The 24,584-nt window shown below is 71.7% G+C and carries 27 protein-coding genes; 24 read left to right on the top strand and 3 right to left on the bottom strand.

Annotated features, from left to right (window positions below; all coding sequences use genetic code 11):
- From Q7T15_RS09710 to dapF, 13 genes are all read left to right on the top strand, one after another.
- Window positions 1-672 (top strand): dihydrodipicolinate synthase family protein (locus Q7T15_RS09710; protein ID WP_304695720.1); only part of this gene is annotated, 672 nt, incomplete at its 5' end.
- Window positions 673-748: 76 nt separating this feature from the next.
- Complete coding sequence (locus Q7T15_RS09705; protein WP_304695718.1) at window positions 749-2,425, top strand: ribonuclease J; 1,677 nt, start codon at window positions 749-751, stop codon at window positions 2,423-2,425.
- A 64-nt stretch (window positions 2,426-2,489) separates the two neighbouring features.
- Window positions 2,490-3,245: a hypothetical protein gene (locus tag Q7T15_RS09700; RefSeq protein WP_304695716.1), complete on the top strand. Its 756-nt coding sequence runs from the start codon at window positions 2,490-2,492 to the stop codon at window positions 3,243-3,245.
- A gap of 96 nt (window positions 3,246-3,341) precedes the next feature.
- Window positions 3,342-6,080, top strand: a complete 2,739-nt coding sequence (locus Q7T15_RS09695) for a DNA translocase FtsK (protein WP_304695714.1) — start codon at window positions 3,342-3,344, stop codon at window positions 6,078-6,080.
- A 110-nt stretch (window positions 6,081-6,190) separates the two neighbouring features.
- Window positions 6,191-6,787 carry a CDP-diacylglycerol--glycerol-3-phosphate 3-phosphatidyltransferase gene (pgsA, locus tag Q7T15_RS09690; protein WP_304695728.1) on the top strand — a complete coding sequence of 199 codons (597 nt, stop codon included), beginning with the start codon at window positions 6,191-6,193 and terminating at the stop codon, window positions 6,785-6,787.
- Complete coding sequence (locus Q7T15_RS09685; protein ID WP_370689136.1) at window positions 6,787-7,305, top strand: CinA family protein; 519 nt, start codon at window positions 6,787-6,789, stop codon at window positions 7,303-7,305. Before pgsA ends, Q7T15_RS09685 begins: the two co-directional genes overlap by 1 nt.
- A 183-nt stretch (window positions 7,306-7,488) precedes the next feature.
- Window positions 7,489-7,797, top strand: a complete 309-nt coding sequence (locus Q7T15_RS09680; RefSeq protein ID WP_304695710.1) for a helix-turn-helix domain-containing protein — start codon at window positions 7,489-7,491, stop codon at window positions 7,795-7,797.
- 90 nt (window positions 7,798-7,887) lie between these two features.
- A complete protein-coding gene (locus tag Q7T15_RS09675; RefSeq protein WP_304695708.1) occupies window positions 7,888-8,112 on the top strand; it encodes a DUF3046 domain-containing protein in 225 nt (74 codons plus the stop codon).
- 307 nt (window positions 8,113-8,419) lie between these two features.
- Window positions 8,420-9,493 carry a recombinase RecA gene (recA, locus tag Q7T15_RS09670; RefSeq protein ID WP_304695706.1) on the top strand — a complete coding sequence of 358 codons (1,074 nt, stop codon included), beginning with the start codon at window positions 8,420-8,422 and terminating at the stop codon, window positions 9,491-9,493.
- Window positions 9,494-9,495: 2 nt separating this feature from the next.
- Window positions 9,496-10,200, top strand: a complete 705-nt coding sequence (locus tag Q7T15_RS09665) for a regulatory protein RecX (RefSeq protein WP_304695704.1) — start codon at window positions 9,496-9,498, stop codon at window positions 10,198-10,200.
- 25 nt (window positions 10,201-10,225) lie between these two features.
- A complete protein-coding gene (gene miaB / locus Q7T15_RS09660; RefSeq protein WP_304695702.1) occupies window positions 10,226-11,848 on the top strand; it encodes a tRNA (N6-isopentenyl adenosine(37)-C2)-methylthiotransferase MiaB in 1,623 nt (540 codons plus the stop codon).
- Window positions 11,845-12,792 carry a tRNA (adenosine(37)-N6)-dimethylallyltransferase MiaA gene (miaA, locus tag Q7T15_RS09655; RefSeq protein WP_304695700.1) on the top strand — a complete coding sequence of 316 codons (948 nt, stop codon included), beginning with the start codon at window positions 11,845-11,847 and terminating at the stop codon, window positions 12,790-12,792. Before miaB ends, miaA begins: the two co-directional genes overlap by 4 nt.
- Window positions 12,793-12,812: 20 nt before the next feature.
- A complete protein-coding gene (gene dapF, locus Q7T15_RS09650) occupies window positions 12,813-13,691 on the top strand; it encodes a diaminopimelate epimerase (protein ID WP_304695698.1) in 879 nt (292 codons plus the stop codon).
- A gap of 16 nt (window positions 13,692-13,707) precedes the next feature.
- Here the strand turns inward: dapF and Q7T15_RS09645 are convergent, their stop codons facing one another.
- Complete coding sequence (locus tag Q7T15_RS09645; RefSeq protein WP_304695696.1) at window positions 13,708-14,370, bottom strand: class I SAM-dependent methyltransferase; 663 nt, start codon at window positions 14,368-14,370, stop codon at window positions 13,708-13,710.
- A 41-nt stretch (window positions 14,371-14,411) separates the two neighbouring features.
- Between Q7T15_RS09645 and hflX the strand changes: the two genes are divergently transcribed.
- Window positions 14,412-15,968 (top strand): GTPase HflX, encoded by a 1,557-nt coding sequence (gene hflX / locus Q7T15_RS09640; RefSeq protein WP_304695694.1) that lies wholly within the window; start codon window positions 14,412-14,414, stop codon window positions 15,966-15,968.
- 52 nt (window positions 15,969-16,020) lie between these two features.
- On the opposite strand, the gene lexA is transcribed toward hflX, so the two are convergent.
- Complete coding sequence (gene lexA, locus Q7T15_RS09635; RefSeq protein WP_304695692.1) at window positions 16,021-16,710, bottom strand: transcriptional repressor LexA; 690 nt, start codon at window positions 16,708-16,710, stop codon at window positions 16,021-16,023.
- Window positions 16,711-17,004: 294 nt separating this feature from the next.
- Between lexA and Q7T15_RS09630 the strand changes: the two genes are divergently transcribed.
- The 6 genes from Q7T15_RS09630 to Q7T15_RS09605 all read left to right on the top strand — a co-directional run bounded on the left by Q7T15_RS09630 (window position 17,005) and on the right by Q7T15_RS09605 (window position 21,357).
- Entirely contained in the window at window positions 17,005-17,355 is a 351-nt protein-coding gene (locus tag Q7T15_RS09630) for a LysM peptidoglycan-binding domain-containing protein (RefSeq protein ID WP_304695690.1), read from the top strand.
- 47 nt (window positions 17,356-17,402) lie between these two features.
- Entirely contained in the window at window positions 17,403-18,479 is a 1,077-nt protein-coding gene (locus Q7T15_RS09625) for a histidinol-phosphate transaminase (protein ID WP_304695688.1), read from the top strand.
- The gene (hisB, locus tag Q7T15_RS09620; protein ID WP_304695686.1) at window positions 18,476-19,081 is read left to right on the top strand and encodes an imidazoleglycerol-phosphate dehydratase HisB; all 606 of its coding nucleotides are present in this window, start codon (window positions 18,476-18,478) and stop codon (window positions 19,079-19,081) included. The genes Q7T15_RS09625 and hisB overlap by 4 nt, the downstream gene beginning before the upstream one ends.
- Window positions 19,082-19,083: 2 nt before the next feature.
- Window positions 19,084-19,722, top strand: a complete 639-nt coding sequence (hisH, locus tag Q7T15_RS09615; protein ID WP_304695684.1) for an imidazole glycerol phosphate synthase subunit HisH — start codon at window positions 19,084-19,086, stop codon at window positions 19,720-19,722.
- A 99-nt stretch (window positions 19,723-19,821) separates the two neighbouring features.
- A complete protein-coding gene (gene priA / locus Q7T15_RS09610) occupies window positions 19,822-20,571 on the top strand; it encodes a bifunctional 1-(5-phosphoribosyl)-5-((5-phosphoribosylamino)methylideneamino)imidazole-4-carboxamide isomerase/phosphoribosylanthranilate isomerase PriA (protein ID WP_055855622.1) in 750 nt (249 codons plus the stop codon).
- A gap of 21 nt (window positions 20,572-20,592) precedes the next feature.
- Window positions 20,593-21,357 carry an SseB family protein gene (locus Q7T15_RS09605; protein WP_304695681.1) on the top strand — a complete coding sequence of 255 codons (765 nt, stop codon included), beginning with the start codon at window positions 20,593-20,595 and terminating at the stop codon, window positions 21,355-21,357.
- 4 nt (window positions 21,358-21,361) lie between these two features.
- Here Q7T15_RS09605 and Q7T15_RS09600 read toward each other — a convergent pair whose 3' ends face one another.
- Window positions 21,362-21,718 carry a DUF1844 domain-containing protein gene (locus tag Q7T15_RS09600; protein WP_304695680.1) on the bottom strand — a complete coding sequence of 119 codons (357 nt, stop codon included), beginning with the start codon at window positions 21,716-21,718 and terminating at the stop codon, window positions 21,362-21,364.
- A gap of 190 nt (window positions 21,719-21,908) precedes the next feature.
- Here Q7T15_RS09600 and infC point away from each other — a divergent pair, with 190 nt between their 5' ends.
- The 4 genes from infC (at window position 21,909) to Q7T15_RS09580 (ending at window position 24,573) form a co-directional block, all read left to right on the top strand.
- Window positions 21,909-22,955: a translation initiation factor IF-3 gene (gene infC / locus Q7T15_RS09595; protein WP_304695678.1), complete on the top strand. Its 1,047-nt coding sequence runs from the start codon at window positions 21,909-21,911 to the stop codon at window positions 22,953-22,955.
- 26 nt (window positions 22,956-22,981) lie between these two features.
- Window positions 22,982-23,179 carry a 50S ribosomal protein L35 gene (rpmI, locus tag Q7T15_RS09590; RefSeq protein WP_304695676.1) on the top strand — a complete coding sequence of 66 codons (198 nt, stop codon included), beginning with the start codon at window positions 22,982-22,984 and terminating at the stop codon, window positions 23,177-23,179.
- A 30-nt stretch (window positions 23,180-23,209) separates the two neighbouring features.
- Window positions 23,210-23,596: a 50S ribosomal protein L20 gene (rplT, locus tag Q7T15_RS09585; protein ID WP_055855609.1), complete on the top strand. Its 387-nt coding sequence runs from the start codon at window positions 23,210-23,212 to the stop codon at window positions 23,594-23,596.
- 146 nt (window positions 23,597-23,742) lie between these two features.
- Window positions 23,743-24,573: an RNA methyltransferase gene (locus tag Q7T15_RS09580; protein WP_304695672.1), complete on the top strand. Its 831-nt coding sequence runs from the start codon at window positions 23,743-23,745 to the stop codon at window positions 24,571-24,573.
- The last annotated feature ends 11 nt before the right edge of the window (window positions 24,574-24,584 follow it).

The raw sequence follows: 24,584 nt of genomic DNA, 5'->3' as shown, positions 1-24,584 counted from the left end.
GCCGACGGCGTCATGATCGTCACGCCCTACTACAACAAGCCGACCCAGGCGGGCGTGCTCACGCACTTCCGCATGATCGCCGACGCGACCGACCTCCCGGTGATCCTCTACGACATCCCCGGTCGTGCGGGCATCGAGATTAAGTACGAGACGATCCTCCGCGCCGCGAAGCACCCGAACATCCTCGCCGTCAAGGACGCGAAGGGCGACCTGAGCGAGGTCAGCCGGGTCATGAACCAGACCGACCTGATGTACTTCGCCGGCGACGACGCCAACGTACTGCCCACGCTCGCGATCGGAGGCACGGGGCTCATCGGCGTCACCGCGAACGTCGCCCCGGCGAGCTACCGCGCGATCGTCAACGCCGTCAACGCGAACGACCTCGCGACGGCGACGGCCGAGCACCAGCGGCTCGAGCCCCTCGTGCGCGCGCTCATGACGCACGTGCCCGGCACGGTCGCGACGAAGTACGTGCTCCACGGGCTCGGCCGCATCGGGTCGCCCCGCGTGCGCCTGCCGCTCGTCGGCCCCGAGGATCACGAGGCGGCGATCATCGAGGACGAGATGGCGCTCGTGCGCGACATCGACGGCGTCGACCTGCGAACCTTCCGACCCGACCGCAATGCGGCGGCCGGCGGTGCCCTGCCCAAGGTGGCCGGCACCACCCGATAACAGCGTCATCCCGGGGCGCGAGGCCCCGCCACGAAGAGGCCCGCCCGGGCCTCGCCAACAGATACGAGGTCCACCCGTGCCCCATGCCATCGAAGATGCCCCCGCCCTCGAACCCGGAACCCTCCGCGTCACGCCGCTCGGCGGGCTCGGCGAGGTCGGCCGCAACATGGCCGTCTTCGAGATCGACGGAAAGCTGCTCATCGTCGACTGCGGCGTGCTCTTCCCCGAGGAGCACCAGCCGGGCGTCGACCTGATCCTCCCCGACTTCTCGCCCATCCGCGAGCGCCTCGACGACGTCCTCGGCGTCGTCCTGACGCACGGCCACGAGGACCACATCGGCGCCGTTCCGTACCTCCTGCGGCTGCGCAACGACATCCCCCTCATCGGCTCGACGCTCACGCTCGCCCTCATCGAGGCGAAGCTCAAGGAGCACCGCATCCAGCCGTACACGCTCACCGTCAAGGAGGGCCAGCAGGAGAAGCTCGGCCCCTTCGACCTCGAGTTCGTCGCTGTCAACCACTCGATCCCCGACGCGCTCGCCGTCGCGATCCGCACCGTCGCGGGCACCGTGCTGCACACGGGCGACTTCAAGATGGACCAGCTGCCGATGGACGGCCGCATCACCGACCTGCGCGCGTTCGCCCGCCTCGGCGAGGCCGGCATCGACCTGTTCATGACCGACTCCACGAATGCGGATGTCCCCGGCTTCACCCCGAGGGAGCGCGACATCGGCGCGGTGCTCGAGACCGTCATCGCCAAGGCCCCTCGTCGCGTCATCGTCGCGAGCTTCTCCAGCCACGTGCACCGCGTCCAGCAGGTGCTCGACGCCGCGGCCGCGAACGGCCGCAAGGTCGCCCTCATGGGTCGGAGCATGGTCCGCAACATGGGCATCGCGGCCGAGCTCGGCTATCTGAAGGTGCCGGAGGGCATCCTCATCGATTACAAGAAGGCAGCCAACCTGCCCGACGACCAGATCGTCTACATGTCGACCGGGTCGCAGGGCGAGCCGATGGCGGTGCTCGCGCGCATGGCGAATCTCGACCACCAGGTGGAGGTCGGCAAGGGCGACACGGTCATCCTCGCGTCGAGTCTCATCCCGGGCAATGAGAACGCCGTCTACCGCGTCATCAACGGCCTCATCTCGCTCGGCGCGACCGTGGTGCACAAGGGCAACGCCAAGGTGCACGTCTCGGGACACGCGGCCGCGGGCGAGCTGCTCTACTGCTACAACATCGTCCGCCCGAAGAACGTCATGCCCGTTCACGGCGAGGCGCGCCACCTCTACGCGAACCAGCAGCTCGCGATCGAGACCGGCATCGCCGAGGAGCGCACGATCCTCGCCGAGAACGGCACGATCGTCGACCTGCGCGACGGCGTCGCCCGCATCGTCGGCCAGCTCGATCTGGGCGAGGTGTACGTCGACGGCTCGACGGTCGGCCAGATCACCGACGCCGATCTCAAGGACCGCCGCATCCTCGCCGAGGAGGGCTTCATCTCCATCTTCGTGGCGGTGGATGCTCAGACCGGCCGTGTCGTCGTCGGCCCCGAGCTGCACGCCCGCGGGTTCGCCCCCGACGACAGCGTGTTCGACGCGGTCATCCCGCAGATCGAGAAGGCGCTCACGGAGGCGGCCGAGAACGGCACGCGCGACAGCCACGTGTTCAGCCAGGTCGTGCGCCGCGTCGTGGGTCGCTGGGTCAACACGCAGCACCGCCGCCGGCCCATGATCGTGCCGGTCGTCATCGTCGCCTGATCGAGACCGGTTCGGGACCAACGCCCCCTTCCCGCGGCGCGAGGAGCGGGAGTACGGTCTGCGCATGATCCGTCCGCAGGTCCGACGTCGGGCGATGGACGGGGCGCTCGCAGGAGCGCTCCTCCTCGCCCTCGCGGCGTGCGGCCCGACCGTCGAGCCCGTCGCCTCGCCGAGCGCGAGCGTCGACGTCTCGCCGAGCGCCGAGCCCTCGGCGTCCCCGACTCCGTCGCCGGATCCGACGCGCCCCGCCCTCGCGGAGCTCGTCCTGAGCGCAGACGGCCTCGGCCCGCTGGGGCTGAGCTCGCCGCCCGACGACGACCCCGCGACATCCCTCGTCTCTTTCGAGCCCGAGGGCTGCACCGACGCCGTCACGGGCGAGGACTTCGGCATCGCGCCGGGTGATCCGGGGGCCGAGCTGTGGCGCACCGACCCCGCCTACGCCGCGAGCTCGCCCGCCTACGGCCCCGGGGCGGCCTTCGGCGTCGACGTCGATCGCGACACCGGTGTCGTGAACCGGATCGACCTCTACTCAGCCGACATCCCGACCGACGGGGGAGTCCGCATCGGCGACCCGGGCGCGAGCATCGCGGCGGCGCACCCCGGCGCGACGGTCGTCCCCGAGTACCTCACCGACATCCACGTCGTCGAGGGAGCACTCGGGATCCTGCAGATCGAGGTCGCGAAGAACGCGCCGGACATCGAGGGGGACTACTGGGAGGGACGAGCGGGCACCGTCGTCTACATCCACGCGGTGACCCCCGACCTCGGCGTGTTCTCGGTGGCGGCGAGCGGCAACCTCGTCGGCGTCTGCGGCGCCTGACCCAGCGGCGCCTGACGCCGCGCCTCGCGCTCGCGCTCCCGTCCGCGCGAGCGTGTCGGGCCGGGCCGCGTCGGTGGTCGCGGGTACCGTGACCCCATGGCTTCGTCCAGTCGCACATCGTCGCGCCCGCGCACCTCGACGCCGCGCGGTTCTGCGGCGGCGAAGAAGCCGAGCGCGCGCACGCAGCCCACGAAGAGGCTGCCCGCTCCGCCGAGCGAGCAGCCGGGCATCCTCTCGAGCGCCTGGATGGGCCTCGCGCACCTGACCGGCGGGGCCTTCCGCGTGCTCGGGAAGGAGACCCTCGCGAAGGAGGAGCGTCGTGACGGCGTGCCCTTCCTCATCGTGGTGCTCGCCGTCATCGGCGCGATCGTCGAGTGGTTCACGCCGACCGATCCGGTCGCTCTCGCGCTCGACGCCTACACCTTCGGCGGGCTCGTCGGCCGCGTCGCCTTCGCCCTGCCCGTCATCATGGTGCTGTTCGCGGCATGGCTCTTCCGCCACCCGGCGAGCGTCCACGACAACACGCGCATCGGCATCGGCCTCGGCCTCCTGATCGCGAGCGTGAGCGGTCTGTGCCACATCGCACTCGGCGCCCCGCAGCCGACGGAGGGCGCGCTCGTCCTCGCCCAGGCGGGCGGCGTGATCGGCTGGCTCCTCGGCGGCGCGCTCCTGCTCGCGACGATCTGGGTCGCGATCCCTGCGCTCGTCGTGATCGCGTTCCTGTCGGTGCTGATCATGACGAAGACGCCGCCGAACCGCATCCGAGAGCGCCTCGGCGAGCTGTACGCCTACCTCTTCGGCGCCGAGCTTCCCGAGCGCACGCGCGATCGCAAGACCAAAGCCGCCGACGACGCGATCGCCCCCGAGTTCGGCAGCTTCAGCGAGCTCGGTCTCGACATGGAGGACACCTCCTCGATGCCGTGGTGGCGCAAGGGCCGCCCGCGCGCCGAGGTCCCCGCCTTCGACACGCCCGTCGAGCGCGACCAGCCCACCGACGTCATCGGGGCGGATGCCGTGGCCAAGGCGACGGGCGACCTCGCGGCCGTTTTCGACCAGGCCGAGCAGGCGATCCAGCGCGTCACGGGCGAGCAGCCCGCGCACCCCTCCGGCGTCCGCGAGGATGCGGAGCCGGCGATCCTCCCGGGCCTCCCGACGACGGCGAGCGAGAAGGGCGAGGCGGGCGAGTTCGCACCCCCGCCGATCGCGAAGGCGAGCCCGCCCTACCGGCTGCCCGCCGCATCCGTTCTCGCCCCCGGCACGCCGCCGAAGGCGCGCAGCGCGGCGAACGACGCGGTCGTCGCGGCGATCACGGAGGTGCTGACGCAGTTCCAGGTCGACGCGCGCGTCACGGGCTTCAGCCGCGGCCCCTCGGTCACGCGCTACGAGATCGAGCTCGGCCCGGGAGTGAAGGTCGAGCGCTTCACGGCGCTCACGAGGAACATCTCATACGCGGTCGCGAGCAACGAGGTCAACATCCTCTCGCCGATCCCGGGCAAGAGCGCGATCGGCGTCGAGATCCCGAACGTCGACCGCGAGGTCGTCTCGCTCGGCGACGTGCTGCGCTCGAGCGCGGCCGGCAAGGCGCTGCACCCGATGACGATCGGCGTCGGCAAGGACGTCGAGGGCGGCTACGTCGTCGCGAACCTCGCCAAGATGCCGCACCTCCTCGTCGCCGGCTCGACCGGCTCCGGCAAGTCGAGCTTCATCAACTCGATGATCACGAGCCTCCTCATGCGCGCCAAGCCCGCCGAGGTGCGCATGGTGCTCATCGACCCGAAGCGCGTCGAGCTCGCGGCGTACCAGGGCGTCCCGCACCTCATCACGCCCATCATCACGAGCCCGAAGAAGGCGGCCGAGGCGCTGCAGTGGGTCGTGAAGGAGATGGACATGCGGTACGACGACCTCGCGTCGTTCGGGTTCCGCCACATCGACGACTTCAACCGCGCCGTGCTCGCCGACGAGATCGTCCTGCCGGAGGGCAGCAAGCGCCAGCTGCAGCCGTACCCCTACCTGCTCGTCGTCGTCGACGAGCTCGCCGACCTCATGATGGTCGCCCCGCGCGACGTCGAGGACTCGATCGTCCGCATCACGCAGCTCGCCCGCGCGAGCGGCATCCACCTCGTCCTCGCGACGCAGCGACCGAGCGTCGACGTCGTGACGGGCCTCATCAAGGCGAACGTCCCTAGCCGTCTCGCCTTCGCGGTCTCGAGCATGACCGACAGCCGCGTCATCCTCGACCAGCCCGGCGCCGACAAGCTCATCGGCCAGGGCGACGGCCTCTTCCTGCCGATGGGCGCGAGCAAGGCCGTGCGCGTCCAGGGCGCGTGGGTCACCGAGCCAGAGATCGCCGCGGTCGTCGACCACGTCAAGAAGCAGGCCCGCCCCGAGTACCGGAACGACGTCGCCGTCGAGGCCGAGAAGAAGCAGATCGACGCCGACATCGGCGATGACCTCGAGCTGCTGCTCGCGGCGACCGAGCTCATCGTCGGCACGCAGTTCGGCTCGACCTCGATGCTGCAGCGCAAGCTCCGCGTCGGGTTCGCGAAGGCGGGGCGGCTCATGGACCTCCTGGAGTCGCGCGACATCGTCGGCCCCTCGGAGGGGTCTAAGGCGCGCGACGTCCTCGTCACCCCCGAGCAGCTGCCGGAGGTCCTCGCGCGGCTGCGGGGCGACGACGCGCCGAGCGGCTCCTCGGCCGCCGGCGGCTCGAGCGGCGCGGCCGCGGGCGCATCCGTCGCCCTCGGGAGCGATCCGGTCGACGAGATGACCCGGGGGTATCCTGAGGTCGAGGGCGAACCCGATGAGGACGCCTGGGGGCTCACCGGTCGCGACTGAGCCGCGGCCGGGCTCGACGAGAGGACACCATGCCGCGCTCCGACGCCTCGGACGACGAGACGACGGGCGGCCCCGACGCCGCCGCTTCGGCCGCGAGCCGCTCGTTCGCGATGCGCGGCCGCGTCGTGAGCGCGGGTGAGACGCCGGCCTCGACCGGCAACGTGGCGAACATCATCACGGTCGTGCGCATCCTCCTCGCCCCGCTCTTCGTCGTCCTGCTCCTCCTCGACGGCGGCACCGACGGCGCCTTCCGCGTCGCTGCCGCGATCCTGTTCATCGTCGCGATCGCGACCGACAGTCTCGACGGGCACCTCGCGCGCAGCCGCAATCTCGTGACCGATCTCGGCGTGCTGCTCGATCCGATCGCCGACAAGGTGCTCACGGGCGCCGCCCTGGTCATGCTCGCCGTCCTCGCCGAGCTTCCCTGGTGGGTCGTGGCGGTGATCCTCGTGCGCGAGTGGGGCATCACGCTCTTCCGCTTCCTCATGCTCCGCGACCGCGTCATCCCCGCCTCGCGCGGCGGCAAGCTCAAGACGGTCGTGCAGTCGGTCGCGATCTCGTTCGCCCTCCTCCCGCTGTGGAACCTCCTCGGCGAGTGGGTGCACTGGCTCAACGGCGCCCTCATGACGGCCGCCGTGGTCCTGACGGTCGTCACGGGTCTTGACTACCTCCGTCAGGCCCGCGTGCAGAACCGCCGGGCCGAGTGATCCCGACGCCGCGATCGGGCGGGGCGGATGCCGCTGCCGAGGTCGTGCGTCGGCTGACGGCCGCGCATCGCACGGTCGCGGTCGCCGAGTCGCTCACGGGCGGCCGCGTCCTGGCCGCCCTCGTCGACGTCCCCGGAGCCTCCGCGGTCGTCCGCGGCGGCGTCGTCGCCTATGCGACGCCGCTCAAGTCGTCCCTGCTCGGCGTCGACGCGGGCCTTCTTGCCGCGCGCGGTCCGGTCGATCCGGCCGTCGCCGGGGCGATGGCCGAGGGCGTGCGCCGCGCGGCCGCCGTCGAGGGCGTCCCGGCCGATGTCGGTCTCGCGACGACCGGGGTCGCCGGGCCGGATGCCCAGGGGGACGCCCCGGTCGGGCTCGTGTTCGTCGCGATCGCGGATGACGCGGGCACGGAGGTGCGGGAGCTGCGGCTCGAGGGCGATCGCGCGACGATCCGCGAGGCCTCCGTCGCGGCGGTGCTCGCCCTCCTGCGGGAGCGTCTGGCTGCCCACTCGCAGGGCTGAGTCGGGGAGGCTCAACTTCGTCGACTCGCGGGAATAGCTGTGGTGACGGTCGTGTTACAGACAGCAGACTGACACGCGTCATCCAGGCGCAGCCGGTTAGAGTCGAGGCACTCGGCGGTGGGATACAGTGATCCACCCGGTGCCCGCACCGACCGCGAGTTCAGGCAGAAGAAGGAGGCACCCATGGTTCTCGTCCGACAGGAAATCGGTGAGGTCCTCCGCGATGTCCGCCTGCAGAAGGGCCGCACCCTCCGCCAGGTCGCCAGTCGCGCGAGCGTCGCTCTCGGCTACCTCAGCGAGGTCGAGCGCGGGCAGAAGGAGGCCAGCAGCGAGATCCTCGCCTCGGTCGCCGACGCCCTCGACACCCCGATCTCGGTCATCATGCGCGAGGTGGGCGACCGCCTCGCCGTCATCGAAGGCCTCACGACCGTTCCCGACACCCTCCCCGACGAGCTCGTCGCGGAGTTCGACGCCGACCTCGCGGTCCGCTAGTCGTCCTGCTCGGGTCCTCAGCCCCGCCGGCTCGCCGGCGGGGCTGTTCCGCGTCCGCAGCGCCTCGACGGCCCTGACTAGGGTGGTCGGGTGACCCGCAGCGAGTTCTCCCGCGCCGTCGTCGACGAGTTCGGCGAGGCCTACGGGCGCACGCTCGTGCGCGATCTGGTCCTCACGCCGCTCGGCGAGCGCACCGCCGAGCAGGCGCTCTCCGCGGGCGTCGCGCCGCGCGACATCTGGTTCGCGCTGTGCGCCGAGATGGATGTCCCGCGCGAGCGCTGGTACGGCGCGGGACGGCCCGAGCCTCGCCGCTGAGCGACTCCGCGCTCGTACCCGCGCTCGTGCCCGAGGGGCGACGGGTGCGCGCTTCGGCGTGACACGCCGACCCGTCATTCATTCGAACATCCGTTCGGTTCGCGCGTAGACTCCTCCACAGCGGCTCTCGAACACGAGTGGTGCACGGATCCCGTACGAAAGCCCCCGATGTCGGGGGTCGTGCGTACCGTCGTCCTCGTCGGCGATCGTCGTCACCGCCTTGTCGCAGAGCGATCAGCCCGGCTCCATCGGCTCGTCGTCGCGCGGCAGCCGACAGGCAGCAGCTCACTACGCGAAGGAGACCGCAATGCCCTCACCCGCAGACCGCGAGAAGGCCCTCGAGACCGCTCTCGCCCAGATCGATCGACAGTTCGGCAAGGGCAGCGTCATGCGCCTCGGCTCGGATGAGCGCGCTCCTGTCGCGGTCATCCCGACCGGGTCGATCGCCCTCGACGTCGCCCTCGGCATCGGCGGCCTCCCCAAGGGCCGCATCATCGAGATCTACGGCCCCGAGTCCTCGGGAAAGACGACGCTCACTCTCCACGCGATCGCCAATGTGCAGCGCGCCGGCGGCATCGCGGCCTTCATCGACGCGGAGCACGCCCTCGACCCCGACTACGCCAAGAAGCTCGGCGTCGACATCGACCAACTCCTGGTCTCGCAGCCCGACACGGGCGAGCAGGCGCTCGAGATCGCCGACATGCTCGTGCGGTCGGGCTCGATCGACCTCGTCGTGATCGACTCGGTCGCGGCGCTCGTGCCCCGGGCCGAGATCGAGGGCGAGATGGGCGACTCCCACGTCGGCCTCCAGGCCCGCCTCATGTCGCAGGCCCTGCGCAAGCTCACCGGTGGGCTCAGCCAGACCCAGACGTCGATGATCTTCATCAACCAGCTCCGCGAGAAGATCGGCGTGTTCTTCGGCAGCCCCGAGACGACGGCGGGCGGCAAGGCGCTCAAGTTCTACGCCTCGGTCCGCCTCGACATCCGCCGCATCGAGACGCTGAAGGATGGCACCGAGGCTGTCGGAAACCGCACGCGCGTCAAGGTCGTGAAGAACAAGATGGCCCCGCCCTTCAAGCAGGCCGAGTTCGATATCCTCTACGGCATCGGCATCTCCCGCGAGGGCAGCCTGATCGACTTCGGCGTCGAGCACGAGATCGTCCGCAAGTCGGGCGCCTGGTACACCTACGACGGCGACCAGCTCGGCCAGGGCAAGGAGAACGCACGTCGCTACCTCCTCGAGAACCCGACGGTGGCGGAGGAGATCGAGAAGAAGATCCTCGCGAAGCTCGGCATCGGTGCGGCTCCTGCCGCGGTCGAGGCGGCGCCGGTCGACTCGATCCAGCAGAAGATCGCGCAGCGCAAGGCGGCGGGCGCCTGATCATGCCAGCCCCGACCTCCGGGACCGGGCAGGACGCCGACAACGTCGCGTTCCTGCCCGGCGTCCGGGAGGCCGATGAGAAGCGGGCGGAGAACGTCAGCCTCCACGCGCTCGGCCGACGCGGCATGTCGCGCGCGGAGGTCGTCGACCTGCTGACGCGGCGCGAGATCGACCCGATCGTCGTCCAGGCCGAGGTCGAGCGCCTCGAGGGCGTCGGACTCATCGACGACGAGGCCCTCGCTGCGACGCTCGTCGACCGTCTCGTCGACCGCAAGAAGCTCGGCCCGACGGCGCTGCGCGCCGAGCTCGTACGGCGTCGCATCGACCCCCGCGCGATCGAGTCCGCGCTCGCTCAGCAGGAGCCCGATGACGAGGGCGCGCTCATCACGGCGCTCGTCGATGATCGCATGCGCCGCATCGGCGTCCTCGACCGCGAGACGGCCGAGCGACGGCTTCTCTCCTACCTCGCCCGCAAGGGCCACGGCGGCTCCGCCGCGCGCGACGCCGTCCGGGCCGCGCTCGACGAGGCGGGTTTCGAGCGAGCTCCTCGCGCGAGCGGGTTCGGGTCGCGCGGAGGCTTCGGATCCCGTGGGGGAAGCGGAGGCTTCGGCTCCCGCAACGGGGGCAGCGGCGGCTTCGGTTCGCGGGGGTCCGGCTCCGGCCGAGCGGCCGCGGGAGACGGTCCCCGTCGCGTCGAGTTCGAGTGAGCCCCCGCCGTACACTCGAGACACCATGAGCACGACCCTTCCGCGTCCTGAACTCGGCTCCGTCGACGAGCTCGGCACAGCCCGGGCATCCCAGTCCGGCCGCGTCCGCACCTACGAGGTGCGCACGTACGGCTGCCAGATGAACGTCCACGACTCCGAGCGGCTGAGCGGCTCGCTCGAGGAGGCCGGCTACCGGCGGGCGGAGTCCGGCGCCCCGGCCGACGTCGTCGTGATCAACACGTGCGCCGTGCGCGAGAACGCGGACAACAAGCTCTACGGCAACCTCGGCCACCTCGCGAGCGTCAAGCGCGAGCGCGGCGGCGACCTCCAGATCGCCGTCGGCGGCTGCCTCGCGCAGAAGGACAAGGCCGTCATCCTCGAGAAGGCGCCCTACGTCGACGTCGTCTTCGGCACCCACAACATGGGCTCGCTCCCGGCGCTGCTCGAGCGGGCCCGCCACAACGGCGAGGCGCAGCTCGAGATCCTCGAGTCCCTCGAGGTGTTCCCCTCCACGCTCCCGACGCGTCGTGAGTCGAGCCACAGCGGCTGGGTGAGCATCTCGGTCGGCTGCAACAACACGTGCACCTTCTGCATCGTCCCCGCCCTCCGCGGCAAGGAGAAGGACCGCCGCCCCGGCGACATCCTCGCCGAGATCCAGGCGCTCGTCGACGACGGCGCGATCGAGGTCACGCTCCTCGGCCAGAACGTGAACTCCTACGGCGTCGAGTTCGGCGACCGCCTGGCCTTCGGCAAGCTCCTGCGTGCAGCCGGCGGCATCGAGGGGCTCGAGCGCATCCGCTTCACGAGCCCGCACCCGGCCGCCTTCACCGACGACGTCATCGATGCGATGGCCGAGACCCCGGCGGTTATGCCGCAGCTCCACATGCCGCTGCAGTCCGGCTCCGACCGCGTGCTCAAAGCGATGCGGCGCTCGTACCGGAGCGAGAAGTTCCTGGGCATCCTCGATCGGGTGCGCGCGCGCATCCCGGACGCCGCGATCAGCACCGACATCATCGTCGGCTTCCCCGGCGAGACGGAGGAGGACTTCGCCGACACCCTCCGCGTCGTCGAGCAGGCGCGATTCGCGAGCGCGTTCACCTTCCAGTACTCCATCCGCGAGGGCACTCCCGCCGCGACCATGCCCGACCAGGTGCCGAAGGCCGTCGTGCAGGAGCGCTACGAGCGCCTCGTCGCCCTTCAGGAGCGCGTCAGCCTCGAGGAGAACCAGCGCCAGGTCGGCCGCGAGGTCCACGTGCTCGTCGCCTCGGGCGAGGGCAGGAAGGACTCCGCGACCGAGCGGCTCTCCGGTCGCGCGGAGGACAGCCGGCTCGTCCACGTGGCCGTCCCCGCAGGGCGCGAGCGGCCCCGACCGGGCGACATCGTCACGGCGACGATCACGCACGCGGCGCCCTTCCACCTCATCGCCGACGAGACCGCGCCGCTGCGCGTCCGGCGCACGCGCGCCGGCGACGCGTGGGATCGCCAGCAGGCCGAGAGCTGCGGCGTCCCGAGCGCAGCCTCCACCGGTGCCGGGGCGAACGGCGCGGCCGGCTCCGCTCCGCGCGTCGCGCTCGGCCTCCCGACCCTCCGGGTCGCGACGAGCCCGATCTACGATGCCGGCGACGGAGAGCGCGGCCCGCTGCTGTGATCATCGCGGTCGTCGGCGCGACCGGCACCGGCAAGAGCGAACTGGGTCTCGCGATCGCCGAGCGCCTCGCCGGGCGCGGCCGCCCCGCCGAGATCGTCAACGGCGACGCGATGCAGCTCTACCGCGGCATGGACATCGGCACCGCGAAGCTCCTCCCCGTCGAGCGCCGCGGCATCCCGCACCACCTGCTCGACGTCCTCGAGGTCACCGACGAGGCCTCCGTCGCGCGCTATCAGCAGGATGCCCGGAGCGCGATCGAGGGGATCCTCGCGCGAGGAGCCGTGCCCATCCTCGTCGGCGGCTCCATGCTCTACCTCGCCGCCGTGCTCACCGACTTCCGCTTCCCCGGCACCGACCCGGAGATCCGCGCGAGGTGGGAGACGACGCACGCGGAGCGCGGCACGACCGAGCTCTACCTCGAGCTCGCCCGCCGAGACCCCGACGCCGCGGAGGCGATCGGGCCGCACAACGCGCGGCGCATCATCCGGGCCCTCGAGGTCATCGAGCTCACCGGTGAGCCCTTCAGCGTCGGCCTCGCCGCCCGCGACACCCCCTGGCGGCCCCACGTGCAGCTCGGGCTCTCCCTCGAGCGCTCGCTCCTGACCGCGCGGCTCGACGAGCGAGTCGCCCGCATGTGGCGGCTCGGCCTGCTCGACGAGGTGCGGGGGCTGCGCGACCGCGGGCTCGAGCGCGGCGCGACCGCGAGTCGCGCGATCGGGTACGCGCAGGCTCTCGCGCAGCTGCGGGGCGACTGCGATGAGGCCGCAGCGATCGCCGAGACCGCCGCGCTGACCCGGCGGTACGCCCGGCGTCAGATGAGCTGGTTCCGCCGGGACGGGACGATCGAGTGGTTCGACGCGCTCGATCCCGCGCTCGCGCAGCGGGCCGAGGATCGCGTGCTCGCCGCCCTCGAGCCGGGCGGCGGGGCCGGGGACGCCGCCTGACCGCGCCGTAGACTCGGGGAATGGCCGCGAGCATCCGTTTCACCAAAGGGCACGGCACGGGCAACGACTTCGTGCTCTACGCCGACCCGGAGGGCGAGCACGGGCTGAGCTCCGAGCAGCTCGCCGCGATCGCCGACCGACGCTTCGGGGTGGGCGCCGACGGCGTGATCCGCGCGGTGCGCTCCGCCCACCTGCCCGACGGCGCCGCAGCTCTCGCGGAGGATCCGGACGCCGAGTGGTTCATGGACTACGTCAACAGCGACGGCAGCATCAGCGAGATGTGCGGCAACGGCATCCGGGTCTTCGTGAAGTACCTCCTCGAGACGGGGCTCGCCGAGCTCGAGTCCGGTCAGTCGATCGCGATCGGCACGCGCGCCGGCGTGCGCGACGTGCAGCGCCTCACCGACGGCTTCGCCGCCGACCTCGGCCGCTGGCGACTCGACGGCGGCGAGCCGCTCGTGCGCGCCCGCGAGCTGCCCGTGGCGCGACCGGGTCTCGGCATCAACGTCGGCAACCCGCACATCGTCGTCGCGGTCGCGAGTGATGACGAGCTCGCCGAGATCGACCTGACTCGCGCCCCCGAGCTCGAGCCCGCGCCGCCCGCGGGGGCCAACGTTGAGTTCGTCGTCCCGCGCGATCCGCTCGTCGTCGACGGCATCGGGCGCATCCGGATGCGCGTGCACGAGCGGGGGAGCGGCGAGACGCTCTCGTGCGGCACGGGGGCCGTCGCGGCCGCGCTCGCGGTGCGGCACTGGGCGGGGCCGCACGCGCCCGACGAGTGGCGCGTCGAGGTCCCGGGCGGCGTGCTGGGGGTGCGGATATTCGCGGCCGAGGACGGCGAGCACGTCGCGCTGAGCGGCCCGGCCGAGCTCGTCTTCGAGGGCGAGCTGCGCGTCTGAGACCGGTTCGCGCCGGTCAGGCGACCGGCGACACCGATTCGCCGATGACCGGGATCGCCCCGGTCGCTGCGCCCCTGCGCCGCACGCGCAGGACGCGGAAGCCCTTGCTCGTCGCGGCGCGCTGGACCCGCAGCAGGTCGCCGTGCTCGGCCTCGATCCAGCGCTGGAGCGAGTCCGAGCCGAGGTTGCGGGCGACGACGAGCCACGCGTCCGATGCGTCGGCGATGCGCGGCAGCCACGCGCTCAGCATGCCGTGCAGCTCGTTCTTGCCGACCCGGATCGGCGGGTTCGACCAGATCGTGCGGAACGTCAGCTCAGCGGGAACATCCTCCGGCCGCACGGCGTTGATGTTCGTGAGGCCGAGGCTCTCGGCGTTGCGTCGCGTGAGGTCGAGCGCGCGCTCGTTCACGTCGACCGCCCACACCGTCGCGCGCGGCGATTCGAGCGCGAGCGACAGGGCGATCGGCCCCCACCCGCACCCGAGGTCGAGCAGATTCCCGCCCGGCGGAGGCGGCGGAACGGACCCGAGCAGCACGCGCGTGCCGACGTCGAGGCCGCCCGGGCTGAAGACTCCTCCGGCCGTCTGCACCTCGAGCGCCCGCCCCGCGAGAGTCACGGGGAGCGTCTTGACGACCATGTCACTGCTCGGCTGCGCGCTGAAGTAGTGGTCGGAGGACATGGGCAGAATCTACCGAATGGCAAGAGAGTATGGTGAAGCGGATGAGCGACCAGAGCACCGCCCCCGGCGCTGACGACCCCCGCGAGCTCCCGATCGGCGATGACGCCGAGGGGGATGCCGTGGCGCGCGTCCTCGCGAACGCCGATTTCCGCGCGCGATCGGTCTCGCTCCACGGCGGCCGCGCATCGGCCCTGCAGGACGACGACTCGTACCTGAGCGATCGCGACGGCGACCAGTTCGACCGCGAGGACCGCGCCGCGCTGCGCCGCGTCCGCGGACTCTCCACCGAGCTCGACGACGTCACCGAGGTCGAGTACCGGCAGCTGCGCCTCGAGAACGTCGTCCTCATCGGCGTCTACTCGGGCGGCTCGATCGCCGACGCCGAGAACTCGCTGCGCGAGCTCGCGGCCCTCGCCGAGACCGCGGGCGCTGTCGTGCTCGACGGTCTGCTGCAGCGCCGCCCGCACCCCGACCCGAGCACCTACCTCGGCAAGGGCAAGGCGGCCGAGCTCGCGCTCATCGTCGCCGAGCTCGGCGCCGACACCGTGATCGCCGACACCGAGCTCGCCCCGAGCCAGCGGCGCGCGCTCGAGGACGTCGTGAAGGTCAAGGTCATCGACCGCACGGCCGTCATCCTCGACATCTTCAGCCAGCACGCCAAGAGCCGCGAAGGCAAGGCGCAGGTCGAGCTCGCGCAGCTCGAGTACCTCCTGCCGCGCCTGCGCGGCTGGGGCGAGTCGATGTCGCGCCAGGCCGGCGGCCAGGTCGGCTCGGCCGGCGCGGGCATGGGCAGCCGCGGTCCGGGTGAGACGAAGATGGAGCTCGACCGCCGCCGCATCCACACCCGCATGGCGAAGCTGCGCAAGCAGATCAAGGGCTTCGCGCCGGCTCGCGCCGCCAAGCGCGCCAATCGAGACCGGTTCACCGTGCCGAGCGTCGCGATCGCGGGCTACACGAACGCGGGCAAGTCGAGCCTGCTCAACCGCATCACGCGCGCGGGCGTGCTGGTCGAGAACGCCCTGTTCGCGACCCTCGATGCGACGGTGCGCAAGTCGTCGACCCCCGACGGTCGGCCGTTCACCCTCGCCGACACCGTCGGCTTCGTGCGGAACCTGCCGCACCAGCTCGTGGAGGCGTTCCGCTCGACGCTCGAGGAGATCGCCGAGTCGGACGTCATCGTGCACGTCGTCGACGGCGCCCACCCCGACCCGGCGGCGCAGATCGCGACGGTCCGCAACGTCATCGGCGAGGTCGAGGCCCGCCATCTGCCCGAGATCATCGTGTTCAACAAGGCCGACCTCCTCGACGACGACGCACGGCTCGTGCTCCGCGGACTCGAGCCCACGGCCGTGTTCGTCTCGGCGAAGACGGGCGAGGGCATCGACGAGCTGCGCGCGCGCATCGCCGAGCTGCTGCCGAACCCCGAGGTCGAGCTCGCGCTGCTGATCCCGTTCGAGCGCGGCGAGCTCGTGGCGCTGCTGCACGAGCGCGGGCGCGTGATCTCGACCGAGTACGACGAGCGCGGCACGCGCGTCCACGCGCTCATCGACCCGCAGTTCACGGGGCCGTTCGAGCCGTTCGTCGTCGTCGAGGCCTGACGGCGACCGCGACGGTCGCTCGTCCGGCCACGGCGCGAGCTGCGGCGCAGGCTCAGACCGAGCGCAGGACCGCCACGATCTTGCCGAGGATCGTCGCGTAGTCGCCGACGATCGGCTCGAACGCCGAGTTCCGCGGCAGCAGCCACGTGTGGCCGTCGCGCTGCTTGAAGACCTTGACGGTCGCCTCGTCGTCGAGCATGGCGGCGACGATCTCGCCGTTCTCCGCCGTGCTCTGCTGGCGCACGACGACCCAGTCGCCGTCGCAGATGGCGGCGTCGATCATCGAGTCGCCGACGACCTTGAGCATGAACAGCTCGCCCTTGCCGACGAGCTGGCGGGGGAGGGGGAAGACCTCCTCGACCTGCTGGTCGGCCGTGATCGGGATTCCCGCGGCGATCCGGCCGACGAGCGGCACCATGGCCGCGTCGCCGACGGACGGCCCCGTGGGCGCGTCCGATGAGGGGGATGCCGTGCTCTCGAGATCGATGAGGACCTCGAGGGCGCGCGGCCGGTTCGGGTCGCGGCGCAGGTAGCCGCTGAGCTCGAGCTGCCCCAGCTGGTGCGACACGCTCGACATCGACGACAGCCCCACGGCGTCGCCGATCTCGCGCATCGACGGCGGATAGCCGCGCTGAGCGACGGACGCCTGGATGACCCCGAGGATCGCGCGCTGCTTGTCGCTCAGCGTGGTCCGGCGGCGAGTGGAGGGGGCGGACGCCGCGTCGGCGAGGTCATCGGCCATGAGGGGCTCCGTTCCGAAGCGGTCGGGGAGGAATGTCGGTGGTCACTGGTGGAGTGATCGGTGAGTCTTCGAAACTCTATCCGCCCGAGGCGGCGCATTCAAACACCCGTTCGAACGTGTCGCGCACGAACTGGGCGAAAAGGGCCTCGAAGTCTTGAATCTCTGTTCGATCGAATGTATGTTCGGAACACAGGTTCGCAGAGCTCCTCCCGGCCGAGGGGCGCTGCATCCCCGGCGGTCCCCGCCGCCGGGGGCCTGTCGACATCCTCACCTCGAGGAACCCAGGAGGACTCCATGACCGCCATCGCACTCGCCGAGACCGCAGCCCCCCGCACGCGCCTCCGCATCACGCGCCGCGGCCGCATGGTCCTCACGGGCCTCGTCGCCGCCCCGCTCGTCGTCGGCATCTTCGCCGCGGCCCTCAGCGGGGCGGCGGCCACCGCCACCTCGTCGAACGCCGCGACCTCCGCGCCCGCGAGCATCACGGTCGAGGCCGGCCAGTCGCTCTGGCAGATCGCCGCGATCGTGGCCCCCGAGGCGAACCCCGCCGACGTCGTCGCCGACATCATCGCGGTCAACGACCTCGCCGGCGGCTCGGTCGAGCCGGGCCAGGCGCTCGTGCTCCCCGCGGCCTACGCCGACTGAGCGGGCACCCGACAGGCGGGCCGCCGCGAGCGCCTAGCATTGACGGAGTGACGTCCCTCGCCGACCTCCCCATCCGCGACGACCTGCGCGGTCTGACGCCGTACGGCGCCCCGCAGAAGCCCGTCCGCATCGCTCTCAACGTCAACGAGAACACCCACCCGGTGCCCCCGGAGGTCATCGCGCACGTGACGGCGGCGATCGAGCGCGAGATGCGCAGCATCAATCGCTACCCCGACCGCGAGTTCACTCTCCTCCGCGAGCACCTCGCCGGCTACCTCGGAGGCGGAGTCGCGCCCGAGCAGATCTGGGCGGCGAACGGCTCGAACGAGGTCATCCAGCACATCCTGCAGGCGTTCGGCGGCCCGGGGCGACGCGTCCTGGGCTTCCCCCCGACGTACTCGATGCACGCGATCATCGCGGCCGGCACCGGCACGCAGTGGGTCGAGGGCGCCCGCGACGACGACTACCGGCTGAGCCCTGAGACGGCCGCCGCGGCCGTCGAGCGCACCGACCCTGATCTCGTCTTCCTGTGCGCGCCGAACAACCCGACGGGCACTCCGCTCGATCTCGAGGCGATCGCCGCGGTGTACGAGGCGAGCCGCGGGATCGTCCTGGTCGACGAGGCCTACGCCGAGTTCATGCCGGAGGGGGAGCCCTCCGCCCTGAGCCTGCTCGAGGGGCGCCCGCGCCTCGTCGTGTCGCGCACGATGAGCAAGGCCTTCGCCTTCGCCGGGGGCCGGCTCGGGTACCTCGTCGCCGACCCTGCGGTGATCGACGCCCTGCGGCTCGTGCGCCTGCCGTACCACCTCTCCGCTCTCACGCAGGCGGCGGCAGTGGCGGCGCTCGAGCACGCCCCGGCGATGCTCGCGACCGTCGGCGCGATCCGCGAGCAGCGCGACCGCCTCGACTCCGAGCTCGCGCGCCTCGGCTACGCGCCGCACGAGAGCTGGGCGAACTTCGTCCTCTTCGGCGGGGTGACCGATCCGCACGCGACCTTCGAGCGGCTCCTCGAGCACGACATCCTCATCCGCGATCTGGGGATCCCGCACCACCTCCGCGTCACCGCGGGCACCGAGGCCGAGACGACCGAGTTCCTCGACGTGCTCGGTAGGATCGAGCGGTGACCTCCCCCCGCACTGCCGAGCTCCGTCGCGAGACGAGCGAGTCGAGCATCCGCCTCTCGATCGATCTCGACGGGAGCGGCCAGTCGTCGATCTCGACGACCGTGCCGTTCTTCGACCACATGCTGACGGCGTTCGCGAAGCACGCGCTCGTCGACCTGACGGTCGAGGCGCACGGCGACACCGCGATCGACGTGCACCACACGGTGGAGGACACGGGCATCGTCCTCGGCCAGGCGATCCGCACAGCGCTCGGCGACAAGACCGGCATAGCGCGCTTCGGTGACGCCCTCGTGCCGCTCGACGACGCCCTCGCGCAGGCGGTCGTCGACGTCTCCGGACGCCCGTACCTCGTGCACTCCGGCGAGCCCGCCGGCTTCGAGCTCCACCTCATCGGCGGCCACTTCACGGGCTCGATGGTGCGCCACGTCTTCGAGGCGATCACGATGCACGCCGGTCTCACCGTGCACCTGACCGTGCTCGCCGGCCGCGACCCGCACCACATCGCCGAGGCCGAGTTCAAGGCGTTCGCGCGCGCGTTCCGACAGGCCGTGGCGCCCGATGCGCGCGTGCAGGGCGTGCCGTCCACCAAGGGCGCGCTCTGATCGTGAGCGAGCGTCCCAGCGTCGTCGTCCTCGACTACGGCTCCGGCAACATCCACTCGGCCGCGAAGGCGCTCGAGGCCGCCGGCGCGCGCGTCTCCCTCTCCGCCGACCGCGGGCGCGTCCGCGACGCGGACGGCCTGCTCGTCCCCGGCGTCGGCGCGTTCGGTGCGGTCATGGGCGCGCTGCGCGCCGTGCGGGGCGACGAGATGATCGACCGGCGGCTCGCCGGTGGGCGACCCGTGCTCGGCATCTGCGTCGGCATGCAGGTGCTGTTCGAGCGCGGAGACGAGCGCGGCGTCGTGAGCGAGGGCCTCGGGCAGTGGCCGGGCACGGTCTCCGAGCTCGACGCCCCCGTCCTCCCGCACATGGGCTGGAACACCGTCGACGCCCCGGCCGACTCGCGACTGTTCGAGAGCCTCCACGACGAGCGCTTCTACTTCGTGCACTCCTACGCCGCCCGCGACTGGACGCTCGAGATCACGAACCCGAAGATCCCGGCGCCCGCGATCACGTGGGCCGATCACGGCGGGCGCTTCGTCGCTGCGGTCGAGAACGGCCCGCTGAGCGCGACGCAGTTCCACCCCGAGAAATCGGGGGAGGCCGGTCTCCGACTCCTCGGGAACTGGCTGAGCACTCTCTGAGCACGGATGTCCGTGCGAAGGAGAGTACGATTCTGTGCTTGTGCCCGGGCCGACCCTGATGCCCTCCACCACCGCACACGCACCCACAGGAAGACTGTTATGAGCGAGTTCTCTCGAATCCCCGCCCTCACGCTGCTCCCGGCGGTGGACGTCGCGAGCGGCAAGGCCGTCCGACTCACCCAGGGCGAGGCCGGGACCGAGACGAGCTACGGCGACCCCGTCGACGCCGCCCTCGAGTGGGCGAACGACGGCGCCGAGTGGATCCACCTCGTCGACCTCGATGCTGCCTTCGGGCGCGGCAACAACCGCAAGATGATCCAGAAGGTCGTCAAGGCTGTCCCGCGCCACGTCAACATCGAGCTCTCGGGCGGCATCCGCGACGACAAGAGTCTCGAGGCCGCGCTCGCGACGGGCGCCAAGCGCATCAACCTCGGAACCGCCGCCCTCGAGAACCCGGAGTGGGCCGCCCACGTCATCGCCGAGTACGGCGAGGCCATCGCGGTCGGCCTCGACGTCCGCGGCACGACCCTCGCGGCGCGCGGCTGGACGGAGGAGGGCGGCGACCTCTGGCACGTCCTCGAGCGCCTCGAGGAGGCCGGCTGCGCCCGCTACGTCGTGACCGACGTCACGAAGGACGGCACGCTCAACGGCCCCAACCTCGAGCTGCTCCGCGACGTCATGGAGCGCACCCACCGCCCCGTCATCGCCTCCGGCGGCGTCTCGAGCCTCGACGACATCGCGGCGCTCCGCGAGCTCGTGCCGCTCGGCCTCGAGGGCGCGATCGTCGGCAAGGCGCTCTACGCCGGGGCGTTCACGCTGCCCGAAGCCCTCGACGTCGCCGGCAACTGACGTCGACGGTCGCCGCTCACGATGTCCGCGACCGACTCCGCCGGCCAGCCCTGGGCCGGCCGCGGCTTCACCCCGAACCCCGCCGCCGGTGACGACGGCTCGGCGCCCGACGCCTACGTCGAGGGGATGCGCGCCTTCCGCGCAGGCGAGCTGAGCGCGAGCGGCCTCGTCGCCGCGATCGCCGACTGCCGATTCCTCATCCCGCTCGTCGCCGTCGCCGGCGAGGAGGGCGAGAACGAGCACGGCGTCCGCATCGACAAGACGCAGGAGCTCTCGATCATCACCGTCGCCGGCCCCGACGGCCGTCCGATCCTGCCCGTCTTCTCCTCGGTCGCGGCCATGTCGACCTGGCGACCGGATGCCCGTCCCGTGCCCGCGACCGCGCAGCGGGTGGCCCTCGCCGCCGCGAGCGAGCAGACCGATCGCGTCGTGATCGACGCGCGCGGCGACGAGCTCGTGCTGCCGCGACCCGCCGTCTGGGCGATCGCGCGCGGCACGGCCTGGGTGCCCGCGATCGACGACCCCGAGGTCGTCGAGGCGATCGCGCGTCCGGCCGAGGAGCACACCGAGATCGTGGCGGTGGCGCCCGTGGGCGGCGACCCGGAGCTGCGCGGGAGCGGGCCGGAGATCGTCGTGCGTCTCGCCGTCGCGCCGGGCGTCGGGGCCGACCGCCTGCGGGAGGTCATCGGCGCGATGAGCGCTCGATGGGCATCCGACCCGATCGTGGCGGAGCGCGTCGACGCGCTCTCCGTCCAGCCGGTCATGCTGCCGGTCGACGGCGGATAGAGCCCTACGAGACCGGACCGGTCCACTTCTCGCCCGGGCCCTGGCCGGGGGCGTCGGGGAAGGCCGAGGCCTCGCGGAACGCGAGCTGGACCGAGCGGAGTCCGTCGCGCAGCACGCGCGCGTGGTGGTCGCCGAGCTCGGGCGCCGAGGCCGTGATGAGACCGGCGAGAGCGGTGATGAGCTTGCGCGCCTCGGCGAGGTCGATCTCGTCCTCGCCCTGCTCGGAGAGCCCGCACTTCACCGCGGCGGCGCTCAGCAGGTGGACGGCGACGGTATTGATGATCTCGACGGCGGGGACGTCGGCGATGTCGCGAGAGGCGTCCAGACCCGTGTCGGGCGCGTCGTTCAGGGGCTCGGTCATGAGGCCTTCCGGGTGGAGGAGGGGCCGCGACTTCTCGCAGCGGCGCAGTACTGCTATCGTTATGCGGGCTCCGGGGCCAGATCCCCGGTACGAAAGTGGAGGACTCCTCCCACCCGCGCTTGACCGCATCACTAGGTTACCGGGTCAGATCACCCCGCTCGTCGGCAGCAGTGCCGTGCGAGGGCCGTGGGTGGGCACGGCGTTGCGCCGTGCGGAGTCGCTCTCTCTCGACATCATCACGACAGAGGAGACTCGCATCAGCGAACCGAGAACGAACGACCGCATCCGCGTCCCCGAGGTCCGACTCGTCGGTCCCAGAGGCGAGCAGGTCGGCGTCGTCAAGATCGAGGTGGCTCTGCGCCTGGCGCAGGAGGCCGACCTCGACCTCGTCGAGGTCGCCCCGAACTCGAAGCCGCCCGTGGTCAAGATCATGGACTACGGCAAGTTCAAGTACGAGGCGGCGCAGAAGGCCAAGGAGGCCCGACGCAATCAGGCGAACACCATCCTCAAGGAGGTGCGCTTCCGCCTGAAGATCGACAAGCACGACTACGAGACCAAGCGCAAGCGCGCCGAGAGCTTCCTGCAGGCCGGCGACAAGGTGAAGGCCATGATCCTGTTCCGCGGCCGCGAGCAGTCGCGCCCCGAGCAGGGCGTGCGCCTGCTGCAGCGCTTCGCGGAGGACGTCGCCGACTTCGGCACCGTCGAGTCGACGCCGACGATCGATGGCCGCAACATGGTCATGATCATCGGCCCGCTCAAGAACAAGGCCGACGCGAAGGCCGAGCAGAACGCCGCTCGCGCGCAGTCGAAGGCCGAGCGCAAGAGCGCGGAGGCCTCGGCGAAGAGCACGGATGCCGCGGCGGCCCCCGCCGCGGAGAAGCAGGCGGACACGACGCCCGTCGCCGAGAAGCCGACCCCCGAGCGGGACGAGGCCGAGGCCGAGCTCGCGAAGGTCGCGCCGAAGAAGGCTGCACCGCCGAAGGCGGAGCCCGTGACGGCCGAGCCCGTCGCGGAGGAGTCCGCTGCGGCCGAGCCCGCGAAGGCGGAGCCGGCGAAGGCCGAGCCCGCCAAGGCGGCGAAGCCCGCGACCAAGCCGGCCGCGAAGCCCTCGACCCGCACCGGCACGGCGAAGACGACCACGGCGAAGCCCGCCGCGGTCAAGCCGACGCCGGCCAACGCACCGAAGCCGTCGGGCAAGCCCGCGGCTCCCACGACGCCCGCCCCCGCGGCGGAGTAGTTCCAGCCCACGAAAGAGAGAAACGAATGCCTAAGCAGAAGACCCACTCGGGAGCGAAGAAGCGCTTCAAGCTGACCGGCTCCGGCAAGGTCATGAAGCAGGGCGCGGGTATGCGTCACAACCTGGAGAAGAAGTCGAGCGAGGTCACTCGCCGTCTCAACCGGGAGCAGGTGCTGGCTCCGGCCGACGCCAAGGTCATCAAGAAGCTCATCGGCAAGAAGTAGCCGGCACGGAAAGACTGAAGGACACCGAAAATGGCAAGAGTCAAGCGGGCCGTCAACGCCCACAAGAAGCGTCGCGTCATCCTCGAGCGCGCCGAGGGCTACCGCGGTCAGCGGTCGCGCCTCTACCGCAAGGCCAAGGAGCAGGTCACCCACTCCCTCGTCTACGCGTACCGCGATCGTCGCGCCAAGAAGGGCGAGTTCCGCCGCCTCTGGATCCAGCGCATCAACGCGGCCGCCCGCGCGAACGGCATGACGTACAACCGCCTCATCCAGGGCCTCGGCCTCGCGGGTGTCGAGGTCGACCGTCGCATGCTCGCCGAGCTCGCCGTGAACGAGCCCGCCGCGTTCACCGCGCTCGTCAAGGTCGCCAAGGAGGCCCTCCCGGCCGACACCTCGGCGCCGAAGACCGCCGCGTAACGCAGCACTCCTCGCACGAAGGCGCGCTCCCTCTTCGGGGGGCGCGCCTTCGTCGTCCGCGGCGTCCCGGCGCCGCGAGGCCGGGCATCCGCCGCCCGTCGGCGCGGGGCCGCGGATCGTTTCCCGGCGATCCGTATCATGACGCCATGATCGACAACCCGCGCTCGCCGCGCGTGCGGGCGGCAGCGAAGCTCGCGAAGCGCTCCCAGCGCGCCGAGACCGGGCTGTTCCTCGTCGAAGGGCCGCAGGCCGTCGACGAGGCGGTGCGCAGGCGGCCCGAGCTCGTGCGCGAGATCTTCGTGACGCCCGCCGCCGATGACCGCCATCGTGCGCTCCTGGACGTGGCGCGCGCCGCCGGCATCCGCATCGAGCAGGTGAGCGATCCCGTGCTCGCCGTCATCGCCGACACCGTCACTCCGCAGGGCATGGTCGCGGTGTGCGCGCTCTTCCCGACGGGGCTGGACGAGGTCATCGCGCGCGAGCCACGCCTCGTCGCGGTGCTGGAGGAGGTCCGGGATCCGGGCAACGCGGGGACGATCATCCGCGTCGCCGATGCCGCGGGCGCCGACGCCGTGATCCTCACGGGCACGAGCGTCGACCCCTTCAACCCGAAGGCCGTCCGCGCCACGACCGGCTCGATCTTCCACATCCCCGTCGTGGTCGGCGTCTCGCTCGACTCGGCCCTCGACCGGCTGCGGGCGAGCGGCGTCCGCGTGCTCGCCGCCGACGTGTCGGGGGAGGACCTGCTCGGCGTCCGTGCGGCGGGCGAGCTCGACGGTCCGACGGCATGGCTCTTCGGCAACGAGGCGCGCGGCCTGACCGCGGAGCAGCTCGAGCTCGCCGACCGCGCGGTCATCGTGCCGATCTACGGCGCCGCCGAGTCCCTGAACCTCGCGACGGCCGCGGCCGTGTGCCTGTACGAGAGCGCCTTCGCGCAGCGATCGCACGACGCGCACCGTCGTACGGCGGCCGAGTGACCGACCGGGCT

The sequence above is a fragment of the Microcella sp. genome (assembly GCF_030645145.1).
Taxonomy (GTDB): Bacteria; Actinomycetota; Actinomycetes; order Actinomycetales; family Microbacteriaceae; genus Microcella.
This window is presented reverse-complemented; position numbering and strand designations above follow the sequence as displayed.

Excerpts from the sequence above, each read along its gene's own strand:
- Q7T15_RS09700 (WP_304695716.1), top strand. The coding sequence starts at position 2,490 with ATGATCCGTCCGCAGGTCCGACGTCGGGCGATGGACGGGGCGCTCGCA.
- Q7T15_RS09695 (WP_304695714.1), top strand. The coding sequence starts at position 3,342 with ATGGCTTCGTCCAGTCGCACATCGTCGCGCCCGCGCACCTCGACGCCG.
- pgsA (WP_304695728.1), top strand. The coding sequence starts at position 6,191 with ATGCGCGGCCGCGTCGTGAGCGCGGGTGAGACGCCGGCCTCGACCGGC.
- Q7T15_RS09680 (WP_304695710.1), top strand. The coding sequence starts at position 7,489 with ATGGTTCTCGTCCGACAGGAAATCGGTGAGGTCCTCCGCGATGTCCGC.
- recA (WP_304695706.1), top strand. The coding sequence starts at position 8,420 with ATGCCCTCACCCGCAGACCGCGAGAAGGCCCTCGAGACCGCTCTCGCC.
- Q7T15_RS09665 (WP_304695704.1), top strand. The coding sequence starts at position 9,496 with ATGCCAGCCCCGACCTCCGGGACCGGGCAGGACGCCGACAACGTCGCG.
- miaB (WP_304695702.1), top strand. The coding sequence starts at position 10,226 with ATGAGCACGACCCTTCCGCGTCCTGAACTCGGCTCCGTCGACGAGCTC.
- dapF (WP_304695698.1), top strand. The coding sequence starts at position 12,813 with ATGGCCGCGAGCATCCGTTTCACCAAAGGGCACGGCACGGGCAACGAC.
- Q7T15_RS09645 (WP_304695696.1), bottom strand. The coding sequence starts at position 14,370 with ATGTCCTCCGACCACTACTTCAGCGCGCAGCCGAGCAGTGACATGGTC.
- hflX (WP_304695694.1), top strand. The coding sequence starts at position 14,412 with ATGAGCGACCAGAGCACCGCCCCCGGCGCTGACGACCCCCGCGAGCTC.
- lexA (WP_304695692.1), bottom strand. The coding sequence starts at position 16,710 with ATGGCCGATGACCTCGCCGACGCGGCGTCCGCCCCCTCCACTCGCCGC.
- Q7T15_RS09630 (WP_304695690.1), top strand. The coding sequence starts at position 17,005 with ATGACCGCCATCGCACTCGCCGAGACCGCAGCCCCCCGCACGCGCCTC.
- priA (WP_055855622.1), top strand. The coding sequence starts at position 19,822 with ATGAGCGAGTTCTCTCGAATCCCCGCCCTCACGCTGCTCCCGGCGGTG.
- Q7T15_RS09605 (WP_304695681.1), top strand. The coding sequence starts at position 20,593 with ATGTCCGCGACCGACTCCGCCGGCCAGCCCTGGGCCGGCCGCGGCTTC.
- Q7T15_RS09600 (WP_304695680.1), bottom strand. The coding sequence starts at position 21,718 with ATGACCGAGCCCCTGAACGACGCGCCCGACACGGGTCTGGACGCCTCT.
- rpmI (WP_304695676.1), top strand. The coding sequence starts at position 22,982 with ATGCCTAAGCAGAAGACCCACTCGGGAGCGAAGAAGCGCTTCAAGCTG.
- rplT (WP_055855609.1), top strand. The coding sequence starts at position 23,210 with ATGGCAAGAGTCAAGCGGGCCGTCAACGCCCACAAGAAGCGTCGCGTC.
- Q7T15_RS09580 (WP_304695672.1), top strand. The coding sequence starts at position 23,743 with ATGATCGACAACCCGCGCTCGCCGCGCGTGCGGGCGGCAGCGAAGCTC.